Source organism: Nocardia sp. NPDC051570 (assembly GCF_044454005.1).
Taxonomy (GTDB): Bacteria; Actinomycetota; Actinomycetes; order Mycobacteriales; family Mycobacteriaceae; genus Nocardia.
In genome coordinates, this window is the sequence record NZ_JBITDI010000013.1 from 197,647 (window position 1) to 215,958 (window position 18,312).

The 18,312-nt window shown below is 68.4% G+C and carries 14 protein-coding genes and 1 tRNA gene; 3 read left to right on the top strand and 12 right to left on the bottom strand.

Going from position 1 to position 18,312, the window contains the following annotated elements; translation table 11 throughout:
* Positions 1–38 precede the first annotated feature (38 nt).
* Positions 39–1,637, top strand: coding sequence for a succinic semialdehyde dehydrogenase (locus ACIA76_RS29990; protein ID WP_397156493.1), 1,599 nt, complete (start codon positions 39–41; stop codon positions 1,635–1,637).
* Between the two features lie 2 nt (positions 1,638–1,639).
* Here the strand turns inward: ACIA76_RS29990 and ACIA76_RS29995 are convergent, their stop codons facing one another.
* From ACIA76_RS29995 to ACIA76_RS30030, 8 genes are all read right to left on the bottom strand, one after another.
* Positions 1,640–2,083: a hypothetical protein gene (locus ACIA76_RS29995; RefSeq protein ID WP_397156495.1), complete on the bottom strand. Its 444-nt coding sequence runs from the start codon at positions 2,081–2,083 to the stop codon at positions 1,640–1,642.
* 14 nt (positions 2,084–2,097) lie between these two features.
* Complete coding sequence (locus tag ACIA76_RS30000; RefSeq protein ID WP_397156498.1) at positions 2,098–2,856, bottom strand: BPL-N domain-containing protein; 759 nt, start codon at positions 2,854–2,856, stop codon at positions 2,098–2,100.
* Complete coding sequence (locus ACIA76_RS30005; protein ID WP_397156500.1) at positions 2,853–4,073, bottom strand: heparan-alpha-glucosaminide N-acetyltransferase domain-containing protein; 1,221 nt, start codon at positions 4,071–4,073, stop codon at positions 2,853–2,855. The genes ACIA76_RS30000 and ACIA76_RS30005 overlap by 4 nt, the downstream gene beginning before the upstream one ends.
* Entirely contained in the window at positions 4,070–4,774 is a 705-nt protein-coding gene (locus ACIA76_RS30010) for a BPL-N domain-containing protein (RefSeq protein WP_397156501.1), read from the bottom strand. The genes ACIA76_RS30005 and ACIA76_RS30010 overlap by 4 nt, the downstream gene beginning before the upstream one ends.
* The gene (locus tag ACIA76_RS30015) at positions 4,771–8,724 is read right to left on the bottom strand and encodes a Pls/PosA family non-ribosomal peptide synthetase (RefSeq protein WP_397156600.1); all 3,954 of its coding nucleotides are present in this window, start codon (positions 8,722–8,724) and stop codon (positions 4,771–4,773) included. The genes ACIA76_RS30010 and ACIA76_RS30015 overlap by 4 nt, the downstream gene beginning before the upstream one ends.
* Positions 8,725–9,118: 394 nt before the next feature.
* Positions 9,119–9,192 (bottom strand) — tRNA-Pro (locus ACIA76_RS30020).
* A gap of 55 nt (positions 9,193–9,247) precedes the next feature.
* Entirely contained in the window at positions 9,248–10,744 is a 1,497-nt protein-coding gene (locus ACIA76_RS30025; protein ID WP_397156504.1) for a hypothetical protein, read from the bottom strand.
* Positions 10,745–10,784: 40 nt separating this feature from the next.
* The gene (locus ACIA76_RS30030) at positions 10,785–11,747 is read right to left on the bottom strand and encodes a metallophosphoesterase (RefSeq protein ID WP_397156506.1); all 963 of its coding nucleotides are present in this window, start codon (positions 11,745–11,747) and stop codon (positions 10,785–10,787) included.
* Between the two features lie 116 nt (positions 11,748–11,863).
* Between ACIA76_RS30030 and ACIA76_RS30035 the strand changes: the two genes are divergently transcribed.
* Complete coding sequence (locus tag ACIA76_RS30035) at positions 11,864–12,328, top strand: GatB/YqeY domain-containing protein (protein WP_397156508.1); 465 nt, start codon at positions 11,864–11,866, stop codon at positions 12,326–12,328.
* Between the two features lie 276 nt (positions 12,329–12,604).
* On the opposite strand, the gene ACIA76_RS30040 is transcribed toward ACIA76_RS30035, so the two are convergent.
* Entirely contained in the window at positions 12,605–14,971 is a 2,367-nt protein-coding gene (locus ACIA76_RS30040; RefSeq protein WP_397156510.1) for a penicillin-binding protein, read from the bottom strand.
* A gap of 342 nt (positions 14,972–15,313) precedes the next feature.
* On the opposite strand from ACIA76_RS30040, the gene ACIA76_RS30045 reads away from it, so the two are divergent.
* Positions 15,314–15,637 carry a WhiB family transcriptional regulator gene (locus ACIA76_RS30045; protein WP_397156513.1) on the top strand — a complete coding sequence of 108 codons (324 nt, stop codon included), beginning with the start codon at positions 15,314–15,316 and terminating at the stop codon, positions 15,635–15,637.
* A 59-nt stretch (positions 15,638–15,696) separates the two neighbouring features.
* Here ACIA76_RS30045 and ACIA76_RS30050 read toward each other — a convergent pair whose 3' ends face one another.
* From ACIA76_RS30050 to ACIA76_RS30060, 3 genes are all read right to left on the bottom strand, one after another.
* Positions 15,697–16,854, bottom strand: a complete 1,158-nt coding sequence (locus ACIA76_RS30050; RefSeq protein WP_397156515.1) for an ArsA family ATPase — start codon at positions 16,852–16,854, stop codon at positions 15,697–15,699.
* Entirely contained in the window at positions 16,854–17,876 is a 1,023-nt protein-coding gene (locus ACIA76_RS30055) for an ArsA family ATPase (protein WP_397156517.1), read from the bottom strand. The genes ACIA76_RS30050 and ACIA76_RS30055 overlap by 1 nt, the downstream gene beginning before the upstream one ends.
* Positions 17,877–18,034: 158 nt before the next feature.
* A partial coding sequence (locus ACIA76_RS30060; protein WP_397156520.1) for a hypothetical protein occupies positions 18,035–18,312 on the bottom strand: 278 nt, incomplete at its 5' end.

Genomic DNA, 18,312 nt, shown 5'->3' on the forward strand with positions numbered 1-18,312 from the left:
CCGCCGTCACGGGCGGCAAGTGGATGGAGAGATCGGCGATGGAGACAACCACGCAGGGCGGCACGGCCACACTGCCGCCGCGGATCACGAAGGCGCTCATCGATCGGCTGACCGGGATGGTGACCGCCGGTACAGCCGGGGATAAGCGCGAACCTTACGAGATGATCGAGGTCTATACCGGCGCCGCGATCGGTGAGCTGCCGCAGTCCTCGCCCGAGGATGTCGCCGCAGCGGCAGCGAATGCCCGTGCGGCGCAACGGGAATGGGCATCCTGGCCGCTGTGGCGGCGGCTCGCGGTGTTCGAGCGGGCCCATGAGCTGATCCTGGCCGAGCACGAGACCATCGCCGACCTCATCCAGATCGGCAACGGGAAGACCCGGCGGATGGCCGTCGAGGAGTCCTGCGATGTGCCGTTGGTCATCAGCCACTACCTCAAGGTGGCCAAGCGGGTGCTGCGGCCCGTGCGGCGCGGCGGGCCGATGCCGGTCATCACCACCTCGACCGAGCAGCACCGGCCCAAGGGCGTGGTCGCGGTCATCTCGCCGTGGAACTTCCCGTTCGCGATCTCGCTGTCGGATTCGGTTCCGGCGCTGATCGCGGGCAACGGGGTAGTACTCAAGCCGGACAACAAGACCGCGCTGTGCGTGCTCTACGGCGTGGAGCTGCTGTACAGGGCGGGTCTGCCGCGCGGCCTGCTGCAGGTGGTGTGCGGCGGCGGGCCGGATGTCGGGCCGAGCATCGTCGACAACGCCGATTTCGTCATGTTCACCGGATCCACCGCGACCGGGCGGATCATCGGGGAGATGGCCGGGCGCAATCTGATCGGCTGCAGCCTCGAGCTGGGCGGTAAGAATCCGCTGATCGTGCTCGACGATGCGAATCTCGACGAGGTGATCCCCAGTGCGATATTCGCCGTCTACGGCAATTCGGGTCAGGCGTGCATGCATATCGAGCGCATCTACGTCCACGAGCGGTTGCACGACGAGTTCGTGCGCCGGTTCGTCGGGGCCGCCGCGGAATTGGGCGCCACGGCGGGCGCACGCTACGACTACACACCCGAATTCGGCTCGCTGGCCTCGGTCGACCATATGGAGAAGGTGGCCGCACATATCGAGGACGCGCGCGCGAAGGGCGCGGTCGTGCACACCGGCGGTGTGCCCATGCCCGATATCGGTCCGGCGTTCTACGCCCCGACCGTGCTCACCGGCGTGACCCCGGAGATGTTGCATGCGACCATGGAGACCTTCGGCCCCGTGGCGACGATCTACCGCTACTCCGACGAGGAGGAGGTGATCCGGCAGGCCAATGCCACCACCTACGGCCTCAACGCCAGCGTGTGGAGCCGAAACCTGGCGCACGCCACCAGGATCGCCGATCACATCGAGGCGGGCAATATCAACATCAACGACGGCTATGTGACCACGTACTCGTCCAAGGGCACCCCCTCGGGCGGTCTCAAACAATCCGGCGTGGGCGCCCGCCACGGCGACACCGGTCTGCTCAAGTACACCGACACCGTCAACGTCGGCATCCAGAAGATCCAGGTCATGACCGCCCGCGCCAAGCAGCCCTTCGACAAACAACTACGCCAAACCCTGCTCACCCTCCGCTGGATGCGCAAGCTACGCATCCGCTGAAGTCACTGATGTTCCGGCCCCGGCTGCAGGAAGTCGTCGCGGGAGTCGACCTCGCAACGGTCGGCGGTGGACTGGGCGAAGATGGCGTCGACCTCGCTGGGGCGCACGCGCCGGAAGGTGAAGCGCAGATCCTCGGTGCCCGCCGCGAGAGTGCGGGTGAGCTGGGTGGTTTCACCGGAGTTGTAGACGATCGTGACCGTGACCGGACCCGGAGTGTTCAGGTGATACAGCCCGACCGTGATCCCGCGGCCGTTTGCCGCGCCGTCCCAGACGCTCGGCGCCGCACAGGCGATCGTGCCCGCGCGCAGGACCGACACCGCCGAGGCCGGATCACGCGGATGCGCGGTGGAGGCGTTGTGTGCGGAGACCGCGAACGCGGCGGCCGTGGCGGGGATGGCGAGCAGCACGGCGACCGCGAGGACGACGCGGCGCAGGCGGCGAAACATGTTTTCTCCCTGGGTTATTGGATGGTCAGCGTGGTTTCGATGAGGTCGTGGCCGAGTTCGGGGTGTATCGCATCGGTGGCGGGCAGGCGCGGCGGATGGAACCAGCTCGCGTCGGCCTCGGGATGCGGGCCGGTGAGGCCGACGCGGCCCAGGCCGTAGCGGGTGACGATGGCGGCCGGTTCACCGGAGGGATAGGTGGCCAGCTGTTGAATCGGTGTGCCGGAACGGATTCGGAAGGTGGGCCCGTCCTGGAAGTAGAGCCTGCGTCGCTGTCCGCGCCAGTTCACCGGCATGATCGCATCGTCGGTGGTGGTCACGACCGCGTTCGGGGTGGCGATGTACTGTTCCGCGTCACCGGCCAGCAGCTGATAGCCGGGCCTGCCCGCGAGGTACCCGCCGAGGCAGAAGCCGAGATAGACACCGCCGCCGCGCACCCAATCGCGAACCGTATCGGCGTGCCGGCGCAGGCGCGGCCAGGCGGCGTCCACATCGCCGCCGCCCGGTTGGGCGAAAATCAATGCCCGAGAGAGGTTTTCGGCGGTGAGGTCCAGTTCCTCGTGTGGCCCCACGTATTCGACGCGCAGCCGCGTCGAGGTCGTCCGTAGCAGCGCCGCAACGGCTTCCGGGCAGCCGGGGGTGGTGGCCGGACCCCGGTACACCAGGGCGAGCGGGGCCGGGGTGCGGTGCAGTTCGTAGGTGGCGACGATCCCGGCGCCCGCGGTGGTGGTGACCGCGGCGGCCGTCGCGATCAGAAAGGTGCGGCGACGGATCATGATCCGCCCTTGGTGCGCGAGACCGCGCGACGGGCGCGGCGTGTGATCGCGGTGACCAGCGACTCCAGCGGCCCCCGCCCGGCGGTGCTGGTCCAGGCCAGGCCGATCAGCAGCGCCGCGATCGTCTGCGCGATGAAACTCGTTGTGCGCGAGTAATGATCGAATTCGCTGTTGATGAAGGCCAGATGCAGCGTGTAGAGCGTCAGGGTCATCCGCCCGGCGGCCGCGAGCGGACGCAGTAACCGGGCCAGGATGGCCAGCCGCGCGGCCGCGAGCAGCACGCCGAGCACCACGAATGCGGAGCCGATGGTGACGAGCAGATCCAGCGATGTTCCGGTGTGTGACTTGTCCAGCGCGAGCCACCACCAGGTGTTGCCGGGCACCGTGCCGTCGGCGCCGAAGTCCAGCACTTGCTGGGTCTCGTCGAGGGTCAGCGAGCCCGCGGGGCGCGCGGCCATGATGTGATCCACGCCGTGCCGGGCGTGCAGCAGATACATCGACACCGCATGCGCGGCATAGGCCATCACCGCACCGATAACGATGAGGCCCACCACAGTTCGCATCCGCGAGAGCGTGAGCCGGCCCACGACCAGCCCCGCGCACAGATAGGCCAGCCACGCCAGGGCCGGAAACTCGCCTGTCACACCGAGTTCGGTGAACAGCTGCCACGGCTGCGACCACAGATCCACGAACGAGTAGTTGTCCCCGGTGGATTCGGGCAGGCGGCCGAGCAGCAGATGGGTGGCCACCGGCGCCCCGGTGAGGACAATCAGCCCCACGACGCCGACCGCCCAGGTGGGCAGCAGGACCAGGGGAATCGCGGCAACGAACAGGAGGGCGTAGAACGGCAGGATCACCGTGGCCAGCTGGGGATCGGTATAGCCGAGCGCGAACCCGATCGCGCCGACGACGAGCGCCCTGGCGGCCAGGCCCGCGGCATTGCTCGCCGCATCGGCCAGGCGCACCCTGCGACGACCGGTCAACAGTGCCACCGAAACTCCGGCCAGCACCGCGAACAGCGCCGACGCCCGCCCGGCGAACAGGGTGAAGCTCCAGGTCGGATCGCCGTCGCCGGTGGAGTCCGGCAGCACGTGCACGGCCATCATCCCGATCAGCGCGACGCCGCGCGCGGCGTCGATTCCGATCAGCCGTGCGACGGAAGAGGCTGTGGTGGTGGTCTTTTCGATCGGAGGCGCGGGCGCCAGGGTGGCGGTCATCCGGCCATCACCGCATCCACCAGATCCAGGGCGAGGTCCCGTCCGCAGGCCGTATGCGGATCGGCGCCCTGCGGATACCGCAGTCCGGCGTCGGTGAACCAATCCGGCGTCGCCTCCGGATGCGGGCCGACCACCCCGACCCGACCGGCGCCGAACGGGGTGACGGCGGCGGCGATGGCCTTGTTGGGATAGGTCGCGAGAACCGTTGTGCCGGTATCGGTATCGATGTCGAAATGCGGTCCGTCCTGGAAGAACAGCTGTCGGCTTCGCCCCCGCCACCGCACCTCCACCACCGTGTTGTCCTCGGTGCGCACGGTGGCTCGACGGGTATCGATGTACTGATCGGTGTCGCCGGGCAGCAGCGCGAATCCCGGTGTGGCGCCGGCCAGATAGCCGCCGAGGCAGAATCCGAGGTAGCGGCCGCCCCCGCCGACGAAGCCGCGGATCGCCTCGCGCTGATCGCGCAGATGCCGGTAGGCCTGCTCGAGGGTGTCCCCGCCGGGCTGGGCGTACAGCGCCGCGCGGGCGAGGGAGTCCGATGACAGCGGCACCCGCTCGCGCGGTCCGGTGAAGTGGATATCGAACCCGCGGTCGCTCGCGGCCAGCAGTTCCGCGACGGCCTCCGGGCAGCCGGGCAGGCTGGCCGGGCCACGGTAGACCAGGGCCACCGGGCGCGAAAGACGTGATTGCATGAACCTCATAGCGTCACTCCTGGGCCGACGACGGCGAGTTGCGCGGGAATGCCGGCCCAGCGGGTATCGGCGGTGAGCTGTTCGCCCTTCATCAGCAGCGACAGCGAGTCGAGGACCACCCGATCGCCGACGACGGCGTCGTAGAGCACGATCGAGCGGATGCCGACCGTGGCGCCCGGCCGGATGGTCACCGTCGACATCTTCATGACCCGGTCCTCGAACAGATGGGTCTGCAGCGAGGCCTCCGGCCCCACCGCCGCGTCGTCACCGATGACGACCAGATCGAATTCGGTGAAGTAGGTGGTGCCGATCCACGTGCGCCGCCCGATATCCGCGCCGAACCAGCGCAGCAGCGGCGGCAGGAACGGCGTTCCGACCAGCAACGCCAGACCGCCCGGGACCGCGGCCGCCTCGTACAGGCCGGTGACGAATTCGCTCTTGCGCACGAACGGATCCCACAGCGGATCCACCCGCGGTCCGTAGCGGCCGATCACCCCGCGCTTCACCGCGGCGCAATAGCCCACGATCGCGATCGAGACGGCCTGGGCGACCAGCGGTGACACCAGTGCGGGCACCGTGATGTCGCGGCCGTGCGCGAGCCACGACAGCGCCCACAGATAGAGATAGAAGCCGGTGCCCAGCACGGTCGCGGGCAGGGTCGCGCGGAAGAACTCGATGGCCAGCCGCTGGCGGACCAGCCGCCGCGGTGGGGCATAGGTGGCCGCCTCCGGAAAGTCGCCGGAATCCTGGCGCACCGGCAGATGCATGGCCGGGGATCCGAGCCAGGAGGTGCCGTCGGGGACGCCCGTGCGCGGCGGCAGCGTCCCGACTCCGACCAGCGCGCCCGATCCGACGGTCGCGCCCGCCGAGACGACGGCCGCATTGCCGATGAACGAGCGCCGCCCGATCGTGGTGGGCGCGAAGGAGATCCAGCCGTGGCCGAAGGTCGCCGCCCCGACGCTGGCCATATCGGCGATGAAGGTGCCCTCGGCGAGTTCGAGCAGATCCGGATCCAGATGTGCCGCGGTGGACACCTCCGAACCGCGGCCGATGCGCGCGCCGAGCAGCCGTAACCACGGCACGGTGTACAGGGTGGCGTAGAGCGAGTTGGTGAATTCCAGGCTGTATTCGAACAGCTTGTCCGCCACCCACTTTCGCACGCCGAGTGCGGACCTGGCCGGATGGATTCCGGTGGGTAGCTGTGGCAGCACCAGCCATTTGCCCGCGGCCACCAGGGCGCAGACCGTCAGCACGAAGATCGGTCCGGCCAGCAGGGTGGAGAACAGGCCGACCAGCAGATCGAAGCGCAGCAGCGCCCACCACACGAAGGCGGTGGCGGGCACGATCATCGCGATCGCGGCGACCTCCAGGACCAGCACGGCTCCGCCGATGCTCGCCAGCTGCGGCAGTGTCCACGGCGTGCGGGTCGGCGCGGTGGCGAGGATCGCCTCCGACGAATCCGACAGCCGTTCGGTCGGTGCGGCCGGCGATCCGGACCAGCGCCCTTCGGGTGGCACAGTCATGCCCATGCCCAACGCCGACTGCTCACCCAGGGCCGCCCGGGCAGACACGATGGAGCCGGGATCGAGGACCGCGTGCGCGCCGACGAAGGCGTCGTAACCGATCGTGATCGGTGCGACGACCACCCACCCGTCCTCGACTCGCCAGGGCCACAACGTGACTCCGTATCCGATGGCCGCCCCGGGCCCGATATCGAGCAGATGCGGCAGGCTGACCGAGCCGGTGGCGATATGCGCGCCGCGCCCGATGCGCGCACCCAACAGCCGCAGATAGGCATTGGCCAGGGGAGATCCGGACAGCACCGGCAGCGGGCCGATCGTGAGCAGTAGATGCATCGCCCATATCCGCAGATAGGTGATGCCCCACAGTCGGTAGCGTCCGGGCCGGATACCCGCGACGAGTATGCGCCCCAACAGAATAGGCACCACCCAGCGCACGTTCAGATAGGCGATCAACAGGGCCAGCAGCAGCTGCTCGAGCACCTCGAACGAGACGTAGCCGTCGTTGACGGTGTAGACGTAGACCACCGGCAGGGTGATCACCAGCATCAACAGATACAGCGCGGCCATCTGCGCCCCACCGGCGCGGGCTACCTCGAATGTGCTGTGCTGCAACGGTTTCGGGCGCTGAGCGGGCTGCGATGCGGCGGCGCTCGCCGTGTTCGCCGCGAGCGCGCGCACGGTCGGGAAGCGGTACAGATCCCGCAGCGCGGCCTGCGGCATCGTCCCGCTCTCCCGCAGTCGCGTCACCACCCGCGCGGCCAGCAGCGAATGCCCGCCGAGTTCGGTGAAGAAATCGGCTGTGACGGAGACGGTCTCGGGCGGCAGCCCCAGCGCCGCGGCCCAGTCGTCGCGGATCCGCTCCTCGGCCGCGTCGGCCGGTTCGATGACAGCGCCGGGGCCGACCAGGCGATGGGTGGCCGGCGCCGGGAGCAGCCTGCGATCCACCTTGCCCGAGGGCATGGTCGGAAGGGAGTCGATGACCTCGATATACGCGGTGACCATATAGCCGGGCAGCCGATCGCGCATGCGGCCGTGCAGGCGTTCGCGCAGATCGTCCGCGGGCTCGGCGCACACCACGTACGCGGCCAGTTCGGGTCCGTCCGCACCGGGTGTCGTCGCCACCACCGCCTCGGTGACGGCGGGGTCGTCCATGAGCACCGTTTCGATCTCGCCGAGATCGATGCGATGTCCGCGGATCTTCACTTCGGCGTCGGCGCGGCCGAGGTATTCGAGTTCGCCGCTCTCGTCGATGCGGCCGAGATCGCCTGTGCGGTACAGCTTTCCGTCGGGCGTGCTGGGGTGGTCGAGGAAACGGTCCGCGGTGAGATCCGGGCGGCCGACGTAGCCGAGGGCGACACCGGGTCCGCCGATGCAGATCTCGCCTACTTCGCCGTCGGGTACCGGATCGCGATCGTCGTCGAGCAGGACGATCGAGTAGGTGGGTAGTGGGCGGCCGATCGTGACCGTTCGGCTGGGGAGTAGTTCGGCGACGGTGGCGGTGACGGTGGCTTCGGTGGGGCCGTAGGTGTTGAGGATGCGGCGGCCGGGGCGGGCCCAGCGTTCGACCAGGTGGGCGGGGCAGGCCTCGCCGCCGACGAGGATGCTGCGGATCGCGGATAGTTCGCGGGGGATGGTGGCCAGCAGGGTGGGTACGCAGTAGAGGATGTTCACGCCGGAGATTTCCAGGAAGTCGGCCAGTTCGCCGCCCAGTCGGCGTGAATCGGTCGGTCCCGCAACGAGTGTCGCGCCGCGTGCCCAGGTGGGCCAGATCTCTTCGATGGAGAAGTCGAAGGAGATGGTCATGCCCTGATAGACGCGGTCGCCGGGGCGTACGTCGTAGACCTCGGGGACCACGCCGAGGAAGTTGCAGATGCTGGACTGTGCGATGAGTACGCCCTTCGGGCGGCCGCTCGAGCCCGAGGTGTACATGATGTAGGCCACCGGATCGTCCGGTTCGGGCGCTGGCTGGGGACGGTCGGGCGATGCGTCCGCGAGGGAGTCGGTGTCCATGCGGATCACGACACAACCCGAATCCGCCACGGCGTGCTCGAGCTCCGTGCAGGTCACCACGGCCTCGACCGCGGCGTCGGAGACGATGTAGGCGACCCGGTCCGGTGGTGCGCCCGGATCGATGGGTACGAAGGTGGCGCCGGCCTTACCGATGCCGAGCAGGGCGGTATAGGTGTGCAGCGAGCGCGGCAGCAGGATCGCCACCCGCGTTCCGGCACCCACGCCGAGGTGGCGCAGATGGTGCGCGAGGCGATTGGCCCGCGCATCCAATTCGGCATAGGTCAGCGCGGTTCCCGCGCAGTCCACCGCGATCGCCTCGGGTGCGCGGTCGCAGGACGCCTCGAACAGGCGATGCATTCGCTCCCGGGTCGATGGCAACTCTGCCGAATCTCGTTCCACCCCAAGTTCGATCACCAGGTCCTCCATCACGACGCGCGCCTACGACATCCGATGACACCCATGGCCCGGGCATCGACGCCCGGCACGCGCTCCCCCGCCCATCTGCCCCCCGTTTGCGGGGGATTGCGTAATGCGTTGTGTTACAACGGATTACCTTGCGGTGTGACGCTTTCGTTACGAACGCTAACAGCATCGAGGTGGCGCTACCACCCGGAAGCGATGAATTAGGGGGATAGTCATCCGGTGTAATAGGGGAAGTAACCCGGCCGACCCCGGGCCGTTAGAAACCGACGCTCCGGGATGTTTTCTCATGCGATTCGGGCGCATTGCTCACCGCTATCGGCGTGGGCGACCGGGGCCCGACAACAAAAACGGCTCCCAGCCAAAAGGCTGGGAGCCGCATCGTGTCTCCACACACGAGTCGGGGTGACAGGATTTGAACCTGCGACCTCCTCGTCCCGAACGAGGCGCGCTACCAAGCTGCGCCACACCCCGTGGTTGAGCCTGTCGTAGCTTACAGCAGGGTCGGCTCAGGAGTTAAATCGGCTGGTCATCGGTCCGGGAGCGGGCGAATGCTGGCGAGCACCTTCTTCGCCGTCTCCTTGTCGACGGCCTTGGGCACGCCGGTGTCGGCGGCGATGGTCATCACGAAGTTGCCGTTCTCGCTGGGGAACGCGAACGTGTAGATCGAGAAGGTCTTGGCGCAGCCGGGGGCCGGGGCCGTGCCGCCGCCGGAGGTCTCGACGAATGCGCCGTGCAGCTGACCGTCCAACGAGGTGAGCTGTTCGGCCTTACCCGAATTGGCGCCGGTGGCCGTGGGCCAGCCGACCTTGGTCATGCGCATGCCGACGTCGGCGGCGGCCGCGGCCGGATCGGCCTGTGGCGACAGCGTCAGGAAGGCGCTGCTGCGCACCGATCGCGGACAGTAGTTCTCCCCGTCGGTGGCCCGTCCGGCGATCTCCACGGTGTCGGGCGGCGTGCCCAGCGTGGTGGTGGCGACCGCGTCGATCTTCCAATCCTTGGGGATGTCGTAGGCCGCGCCGCGGTCGGGGACGAGCACGGTCTGATAGCCCGGAATCAGCGGCGGCGATGCCGAGGCCACGCTGGTCGGCGGCTTGGTCGTGGGCCGTGGGGTCGTGCTGGGCGCGGCGCTGCGGGCGCTGGTGAGCGCGCTCACCATGGAGGGGGTGGGCCCGGCCTGCGGCGCCGCGGCGTCGGAGCCGTGCCGGGTGGAGACCAGCGCGACCGCACCGGCGACGGCGGCCACGACCACCACGCCGACGCCCGCGAGGATCCAGCCCTTGCGGCCGCGTCCGGATGGGGGTTCGTCCGATCCGCCGATGGCCTGCGCTCCGCCCGTCGTGGGCGGCTGCTGTGCCGTGCTGGACTGCCAATTCTGTTGTGTCGCAGGCTGTTCCGGTGTGGCGCCGAGCTGCCATGCGCGTTCCGGCTGTAATGGGCGACCCGGGCCGTTCGACGGGAAGTGCTGCTGCGCAGGGTTGTTCGATGGCCTGCTGTGCGGAATCGCCTGGGTCGCAGCGGGATCGAAGTTGCGCATGGCCGGACTGATTCCGCTCATCGGCCGAGTGGCGTCATCGGGCGGTGTGCCCGGCCGACCGGCGGCGGAGGCGAGCGATTGGAGTGCGCGGGTCGCCGCGTCGCGATCCAGATTCGGGGTCGACTCGCGCGGGGCCGCCGGCGTCGGAACGTTGCGATTCGGGGGCGGAACCTGTTGCTGCGGAGGTGAACTCGAGGGCGGTCCGGGCGGCGATCCCGGCCGCCGGGGCGGGGGCGGGGGCGAACCCGGTCTCGCCCAGTCCTGCCAGGCCGGGCGGGGGAGCGACGGATCGGCCTGGCCGGGCGGTTCGGAGCGAGCGAACATCTCGGTCTTGGCCGTGTCGGCGGGCGACTCGGCCCGATGAATGGCCTGCGTCGGCGCTAAGTTCTCCGCGCTCTTCTCGGGCGGTCTGCGATGGATCTTCTCCGTCGCAGCCGCTTGTTCCCCGGCCGACGGGTCGTTCGGCCGTCCTTCGAACCCACTGGTCACCCTCGTCCCCTACCTGACGTTCCAGCCCGGCGCGCAAACCCTAGCGCGCGACGGCCTCCGATGCCGAGATCCCATGGCCGGTGTCGGCGGCCGGGCGTTTCGGCGGGGCGGCCACCAGGGTGAGCAGCGTAGCCTCCGGACGGCAGCAGAACCGGTACGGGGCCCATGGTGAGGTGCCCAATCCGGCGGAAACGTGCAGTTGGGTGTGCGCGCCCCAGCGTGAGGGGCCCTTGACGCGCGAGCGGTCGATGCCGCAGTTGGTGACCAGCGCACCGAAACCCGGCAGGCAGAGTTGACCGCCGTGGGTGTGCCCGGCCAGCACCAGGTCGTAACCGTCGGTGGCGAACCGGTCCAGCACTCGGGGCTCGGGCGAGTGGGTGAGGCCGATGCTCAACTCCGCCAACGGATTCGGCGCGCCGGCGATGGTGTCGTAGCGGTCGCGGCGCAGATGCGGATCGTCGACGCCCGCGGTCGAGATCTTGATCCCGGCGACCTCGAGATCGCGGCGCACATGGGTCAGATCCAGCCAGCCGCGTTCGGTGAACGCCGCGCGCAGATCCTGCCAGGGCAGCGGGGCGCCGTGCACGCGCTTGTGGTTCTTCTTGAAGTACTTCAGCGGATTCTTCGGCACCGGCGCGAAGTAGTCGTTGCTGCCGAAGACGAACAGGCCCGGCCGCGACAACAGCCCCGACAACGCCTGCACGACCGCGGGCACCGCACGCTGATGCGCCAGATTGTCGCCGGTGTTGACGACCAGATCGGGCTCCAGCCGCTCCAGCTCCCGCACCCACGCCTGTTTCAGCTTCTGACCCGGGGTCATATGCAGATCGCTCAGATGCAGCACCCGCAGGCTGGACGAACCCGGCTGTAGCACCGGCAGGGTCGTCTCGCGCAGGATGAAGGCATTGCGCTCGATCAGCGAGGCGTAGCCGATTCCGGCCGCTGCGGCCCCGGCGGCGCCCAGCGCGGCCCGTCGGAGTGCGGGAGACGAGAGTTCGGGCATTCGCTCAGGATAGGCGACCGGTGTGACGTACGCCGAGTGCTGTTCGGCACAAGGACACGCTAGGGGCGGCGCAAATGCGGTGGGAGCCCCCGGTCCGAGCGGCTACCGTGAGGCCCATGTCGGAACTCAAAGCCAGGCTGCGTGCCGATCTCACCGCCGCGATGAAGAGCAAGGACGCACTGCGCCTCGGCACGCTGCGCATGCTGCTGGCCGCCGTCCAGACCGCCGAGGTCTCCGGACCCCAAGCGCGCGAACTCAGCGATGCCGAGGTGCTGGCCGTCCTGAGCAAGGAGGCCAAGAAGCGCAACGAGGCAGCGGTGGTCTTCGAACAGGCCGGGCGCGGCGAACTGGCCGCTAACGAGCGCGCCGAAGAGGAGGTCATCGACGAATACCTGCCCACCCCGCTGACCGACGCCGAGGTGGCCGACCTCGCCGATACGGCCATCGCCCAGATCGCCGAGGACCTCGGCGAGCGCCCCGGCATGAAACAGATGGGCCAGGTCATGAAGATCGCTACCGGCCTGGCCGCCGGCCGCGCCGACGGCACCCGAATCTCCGCAGCGGTCAAGGCCCGCCTCTGACCTTCCCTTCCCCGCTCACCACTTCCCCCTGAGCGCTCGCTCCCATTTCCCTCCGGGGACCCCCGCTCAGCCGCACCCTTTCCCGCGCTTCGCACCCGTTGTGGGCGCCCACAACGGGTGCGAACCGCGAGAAAGGGTGCGGCTCGGCCCCTCGGCCGCCACTTGTTCCCCGTCTTCCGGCCTCTCGGCTCTCACCTGTTCCCTGTCTTCCGGCCTCTCGGCTCTCACCTGTTCCCTGTCTTCCGGCCCCCAGGGCCGGAAAAGACAGGGAACGCGCTATCGCGGGACAGGAATCGGGATGGGCGGCAACCGCGGTGGCGCCGGTGGGAATCCCGGCATGCCCGGCAGCGCCGGCGCGGGCCCCGGTACGGGCGCCTCGCGCTGGGTCCCGTCGCTGACATTGACCGTGATCACCGAGCCCGGGATCGCCGAACCGTTGGGCGTCGTGCCCAGCACCGTGCCCTTGGCCGGCGAACCGGGCACCGTCACGACGGTGACCTGGAAGCCCGCGCCGATGAGGGTCGAGCGGGCCTCGGCCTCGGACATGCCCGTGACATCGGGGATCTGGGAGTTGTTGGAGCCGCGCACATACTTGTCGTCCAGGGGCGGCAGGCTCGTCGGCGGATAGTGGTCGAGCACCGGCCTGATGCCGGAGAACCAGCTGCGGGCCGGTTCGTTACCGCCGTACAGATTTCCGTCGCCACAGCTGCGCAGCGGGAACGAGCAGATCTCGCCCGGTGTCGGCGAGTCGCCGTAGATGTAGGCCGAACCCGCGAGCGAACTCGTGAAGCCGAGGAAGGCCGAGGACCGGTGGGTTTCGGTGGTACCGGTCTTCGCCGACACCGGCACGTTCCAGCCGGCCGCGCGTGCCGAACCGGATGCGGTGCCATCGACCGCGTCGTGGCTCAGGGCGTTCGCCAGGGTGTTCGCCAGCCCGGGCTCGACGACCTGCTCGCAGGCCTGCTGGGTCAGCGGCACCGCCTTGCCGTTGCGGTCGACGACATCCTTGATCGGATTCGGCGGGCACCACTTGCCCCCCGAGGCCAGCGTCGCGGCGACATTGGACAGCTCCAGCGGATTGATCGGGAACGGACCCAGGGTGAACGAGCCCAGATTCTGCTGTTTGACCATGTCGGCCAGGCTCTGGTTGCCGTGTCCGGACGTGCCGGGCTGGGTGTAGGAGCGCATGCCCAGCCGGATCGCCATATCGACGGCCGGGGTGACCCCGACGTCCTGAATCAGCTTGACGAATGCGGTGTTCGGCGATTGGGCCAGCGCCTCGGTCACCGACATCGGCGACTTGTAGTTGCCCACGTTCTTGACGCAGTAGGTCTCGGCCGGACAGCCCGGCGTGCCGCTGTTACCCATACCCTTCGCGGTGAAGAACGTCGGCACGTCCAGCTGGGCGTTGATGCCCAGGCCCTTCTCCATGGCCGCGGCCGTGGTGAAGATCTTGAAGATGGAGCCCGCACCGTCGCCGACCATCGAATACGGCTGCGGCTGCACGGTCTGATGCTGACCCTGATCGAGGCCGTAATCGCGGCTCGAGGCCATCGCCACCAGTGGATGGGTGTCCTGTCCGGTGCCGACGATGCTCATCACCTCGGCGATATCGTCAAGGCGCGGATTGGTCACCGCGTTGACCGAGGCCTTGATCGAGTTCTGCACCGCCGGATCGAGATTGGTGCGGATCAGATAACCCCCCTTATCGATCTGATCCTTGCTGATGCCGGCGTTCTGCAGGTACTGCAGCGCGTAGTCGCAGAAGAAGCCGCGATCGGCCGCGGCGATACAGCCGCGCGGTAACCCCTTCGGCTCCGGCAGCACACCCAGTGGCATCGCCTTGGCGGCGCGGAACTCCTCGGCGCGGCTGGGGATGTTCTGGATCATCGTGTCCAGCACGGTGTTCCGACGCTCCAGCACGCCCTTGGGGTTGGTGTAGGGGTTCAGCTTGGAGCTGGACTGCACCATGCCGGCCAGCATCGCTGCCTGCGGGACGCTCAGATCCTTGGCGTCCACGCCGAAGTAGGTCTGGGCGGCGTCCTGGATGCCGTAGGAGCCGTTGCCGAACGGGACCAGGTTCAGATAGCGGGTGAGGATCTCGTCCTTGGTGAGTTCCTTCTCGAGCGTCAGCGCCATGCGGATCTCGCGCAGCTTGCGCGCCGGCGTGGTCTCGATCGCGGCCCGGCGCTCGGCGTCGGTCTTGGCCACGACCAGCAGCTGGAAGTTCTTCACATACTGCTGATCGATGGTCGAACCGCCCTGCTGCACTTCGCCGCTCGAGGAGTTGCGCAGGAAGGCGCGCAGCGTGCCCTGCCAGTCCACGCCGCCGTGTTCGGCGAAGCGTTTGTCCTCGATGGACACGATCGCCAGCTTCATATCGTTGGAGATCTTGTCGCTGGGCACCTCGAAGCGCCGCTGCTCGTAGAGCCAGGCGAAGGGCGCCCCGTTCGTGTCCACCATGGTCGACACCGCGGGCACGGTGCCCTCGACCAGTTCGGCGGAGACGTTGTCGACGGCATCGGCGGCCCGGTTGGACACGAACCCGAAACCGCCGGCGAGAGGAAACATCAACCCGGCGATGAGCACGGCCGCCAGGACGCACGCACCGGCCAGCCTCGCGAGCGTTTGTGAGATCGGCACGACCCAAGACTAAAGGCACGACTCGATCTCGCGCGGTGGGCCGTCGCTGGACACCGCTCGAGGGGCCTCTCGGCGCGTCGCGATCACCATGAACGGGCGTGTCGTCCCGTTGATTTCCGACTGTCCGGTTCTGTCAGGAATTTGCAGGGACGGTCGTACCAAAAATTCCAGGGACGGTCTTGCGCAGGCGCCATACCTTTACCTAGATTGAGAACCCAGTGTGATAGAGCTAACACTCAAAGTGGAATGTGGTGCGGGACGCAGTGGGGTTGGGTACTGCGCACTGCACGCGATTCTGGAGCGCCGTTGACCCGGTGTTCGGACTGCAAAGGGGCACACCAAATGCACATGACTACCCCCATCGCTCGATTGGACGTGGAGCAGGCCGAAGCGAGAATCGCCTGGGTGTCCCAGGCCCGATGCAAGGAAGTGGATCCCGATCAGCTGTTCGTCCGCGGCGCCGCTCAGCGCAAGGCGGCGACCATCTGTCGGCACTGCCCGGTGTTGATGGAGTGTGGCGCCGATGCCCTGGACAATCGGGTGGAGTTCGGTGTGTGGGGTGGGATGACGGAACGGCAGCGGCGGGCGCTGCTGAAGCAGCATCCGGAGGTGACGTCCTGGGCGGAGTTCTTCCGGGCCCAGCGTTCCCAGAAGGTTGCCATGTAGGGGTGTGCATGTGGAGAACGGTCCGAGCCCGCTGATGCGGGCTCGGACCGTTTTTCGGGCTAATGCTCTCCGGCCAGCTGATCGCCGACGGCGCGCAGGGCGTCCAGATCCGACACCTCGAACGGCAGTGCGGTCACCGCGACGATCGGCACGCGCGGATGCGCGCCCGTGAACCGGTGCAGCAGATGCTGTTCCCGCTTGGCGGTGCTCGCCCGGTGGGCATGGATGCGCAGCACGTCCGCGGCCAGGGTGGCGGGCGCATCGGTTCCGGAGCCGTTGGGCGAGAGCCGGTCCGCCGCGGCGAGCGCATGTTCGGGTGAGAGCGAACACAGCGCCGGATGGGTCCGGTTGAGCACCAGCCCGGCCAGCGGCATGCTGTCGGTCGAGAGGCGATCGACGAAGAACGACGCCTCGCGCAGCGCATCCGGCTCCGCGGCCGCCACCACCAGAAAGTGCGTGCCCGGCCGCGACAGCATGGCGAAGGTGCGCTCGGCCCGATCCTGGAAGCCGCCGAACATCGACTCCAGCGACTGCAGGAACACCGATGCGTCCTTGAGCATCTGGCCGCCCACGATCGTGGAGACCCCCCGTACGGCCAGGCTCATCGCGCCCGTCACGAACCGGCCCACGCCCCGGCCGGGAGCCATGATGACGCGAATCATGCGGCCGTTGAGGAAGTTTCCGAGGCGTTTGGGCGCGTCGAGGAAGTCCAGCGCGTTGCGCGAGGGCGGGGTGTCGACGACGATCAGATCCCATTCGCGCCGCCCCGCCAGCTGTCCCAGCTTCTCCATCGCCATGTACTCCTGCGTTCCACCGAAGGAGGAGGCGACGGTCTGATAGAAGGGATTGGCGAAGATCTGCTCGGCCTTGTCCGCACTCGTATGCTCGAGCACCATCTCGTCGAAGGTGCGCCGCATATTGAGCATCATCGCGTACAGCTCACCCTTGGCCTCTGGGCCCAGTCGCACCCGCTGCGGGACATTGCCCAGATCGGTCACGCCGAGCGACTGTGCGAGCCGCCGGGCCGGATCGATGGTCAGCACGACGACCTTGCGGCCCTGTTCGGCCGCGCGCAGCGCGATGGCCGCGGCAGTGGTGGTCTTGCCCACGCCGCCCGAGCCGCAGCAGACCACGACCCGTGCGGTCGGGTCGGCGATGATCCGCGAAATGTCAAGGGGGGTAGCGGTAGGGGGTAGTACCGGTTCAGGGGTACTCATCAGCGGACTCCCTGCGCGCTCAGCTGTTCGGCCAGTTCGTAGAGCCCGCCCAGATCCATCCCGTCGGGCAGCGCGGGCAGATACAGGCGGCTGATATCCACCTTGGCCAGTTCGGCCGAGCTGTCGTCCTGGGCTCGCAGGGTGGCCGAATGCTCGATCGCCTCCTGGAGCAGGCCCTGGAAGTCGCTATCGGACAGGGTGATCCCGGCATCCCGTAATCCGGTGCGTAGCGCGTCGGCGTCCAGCTCACCGGTCGCGGCGCGGGTGCGCAGCGCGGCGGGCAGATAACCCTCGGCGGCCCGGTTCACGATCACCGTGCCGACGCGGAAGTCGGCTTCGGCCAAATCCGCGACGGCGTCGGCGGTTTCCTGCACCGGCAGCGCCTCGAGCAGGGTGACCAGGTGAATCACCGTCTGATCGGAGTGCAGCAGACTGGATACGCCGTCGGCCTGTGCGGCGATCGGACCGCCCTTGGCGACCTCCGCCATCGCCTTGGTGACATCGAGGAAGCTCGCGATCCGCCCGGTCGGCGGCGCGTCGACGACCACCTCGTCGTAGACCGGCGCACCCGTCGACTTGTCCACGCGCACAGCGCATTCCTTGATCTTGCCGGTCAGGATGACATCGCGCAGACCCGGTGCGATCGTGGTGACGAATTCGATGGCGCCCATGCGCCGCATGGCCCGCCCGGCGAAGCCCAGGTTGTAGAACATATCGAGGTATTCCAGGAAAGCGTGCTCGATATCGAGCGCCAGCGCCACCACCTCGCCGCCGCCGTCGGCGGTCGCGATCTTGGTTTCGGTGGGCGGCAGCGGCGGCCGATCGAACAGCTGGGCGATGGACTGCCGCCCCTCCACCTCGACCAGCAGTACGCGCCGCCCGCCGGCCGCGAGTGCGAGTGCCAAAGCGGCCGACACCGTGGACTTTCCGGTTCCACCCTTGCCGGACACGTAGTGCAGGCGAGCTCGGTCGGCGCGTTCCGGCCATCCTCGTTTCAGCCCCGGTTCTGCTGAAACGGGCACTGCTGTCGGTACTCCCACGTCAGCGAGCCTATATTGTCGGCGCCGCCTGCGGCGTCGCGGGATTTGCGGCCTGTGTTTGTTGGCGCCGCCTTCGGCGTCGCGGGATTTGCGGCCCCTGAGGCCCGCCGTTTCGGGGCCGTCGCTTGCTCCTTCGTCGCCTACGCGACGACCCCGAAACGGCGGGCCGGCCGCAAATCGTGCGTGGTTGCGTGAGTTGTTTCGGGGCTGGCCGCTTGCTCTTGTGTCGCCTGCGTGACGACTTCGAGGCGGCGGGCCGGCCGCAAATTGTGCGTGGTTGCGTGAGTTGTTTCGGGGCTGGCCGCTTGCTCTTGCGTCGCCTGCGCGACGACCCCGAAACGGCGGGCCGGCCGCAAATCGTGCGTGGTTGCGTGAGTTGTTTCGGGGCTGGCCGCTTGCTCTTGTGTCGCCTGCGTGA

Coding starts and splice junctions, on each gene's coding strand:
- ACIA76_RS29990 (WP_397156493.1), top strand. CDS start 39: ATGGAGACAACCACGCAGGGCGGCACGGCCACACTGCCGCCGCGGATC.
- ACIA76_RS29995 (WP_397156495.1), bottom strand. CDS start 2,083: ATGTTTCGCCGCCTGCGCCGCGTCGTCCTCGCGGTCGCCGTGCTGCTC.
- ACIA76_RS30000 (WP_397156498.1), bottom strand. CDS start 2,856: ATGATCCGTCGCCGCACCTTTCTGATCGCGACGGCCGCCGCGGTCACC.
- ACIA76_RS30005 (WP_397156500.1), bottom strand. CDS start 4,073: ATGACCGCCACCCTGGCGCCCGCGCCTCCGATCGAAAAGACCACCACC.
- ACIA76_RS30010 (WP_397156501.1), bottom strand. CDS start 4,774: ATGAGGTTCATGCAATCACGTCTTTCGCGCCCGGTGGCCCTGGTCTAC.
- ACIA76_RS30015 (WP_397156600.1), bottom strand. CDS start 8,724: ATGGAGGACCTGGTGATCGAACTTGGGGTGGAACGAGATTCGGCAGAG.
- ACIA76_RS30030 (WP_397156506.1), bottom strand. CDS start 11,747: ATGCCCGAACTCTCGTCTCCCGCACTCCGACGGGCCGCGCTGGGCGCC.
- ACIA76_RS30035 (WP_397156508.1), top strand. CDS start 11,864: ATGTCGGAACTCAAAGCCAGGCTGCGTGCCGATCTCACCGCCGCGATG.
- ACIA76_RS30045 (WP_397156513.1), top strand. CDS start 15,314: ATGCACATGACTACCCCCATCGCTCGATTGGACGTGGAGCAGGCCGAA.
- ACIA76_RS30050 (WP_397156515.1), bottom strand. CDS start 16,854: ATGAGTACCCCTGAACCGGTACTACCCCCTACCGCTACCCCCCTTGAC.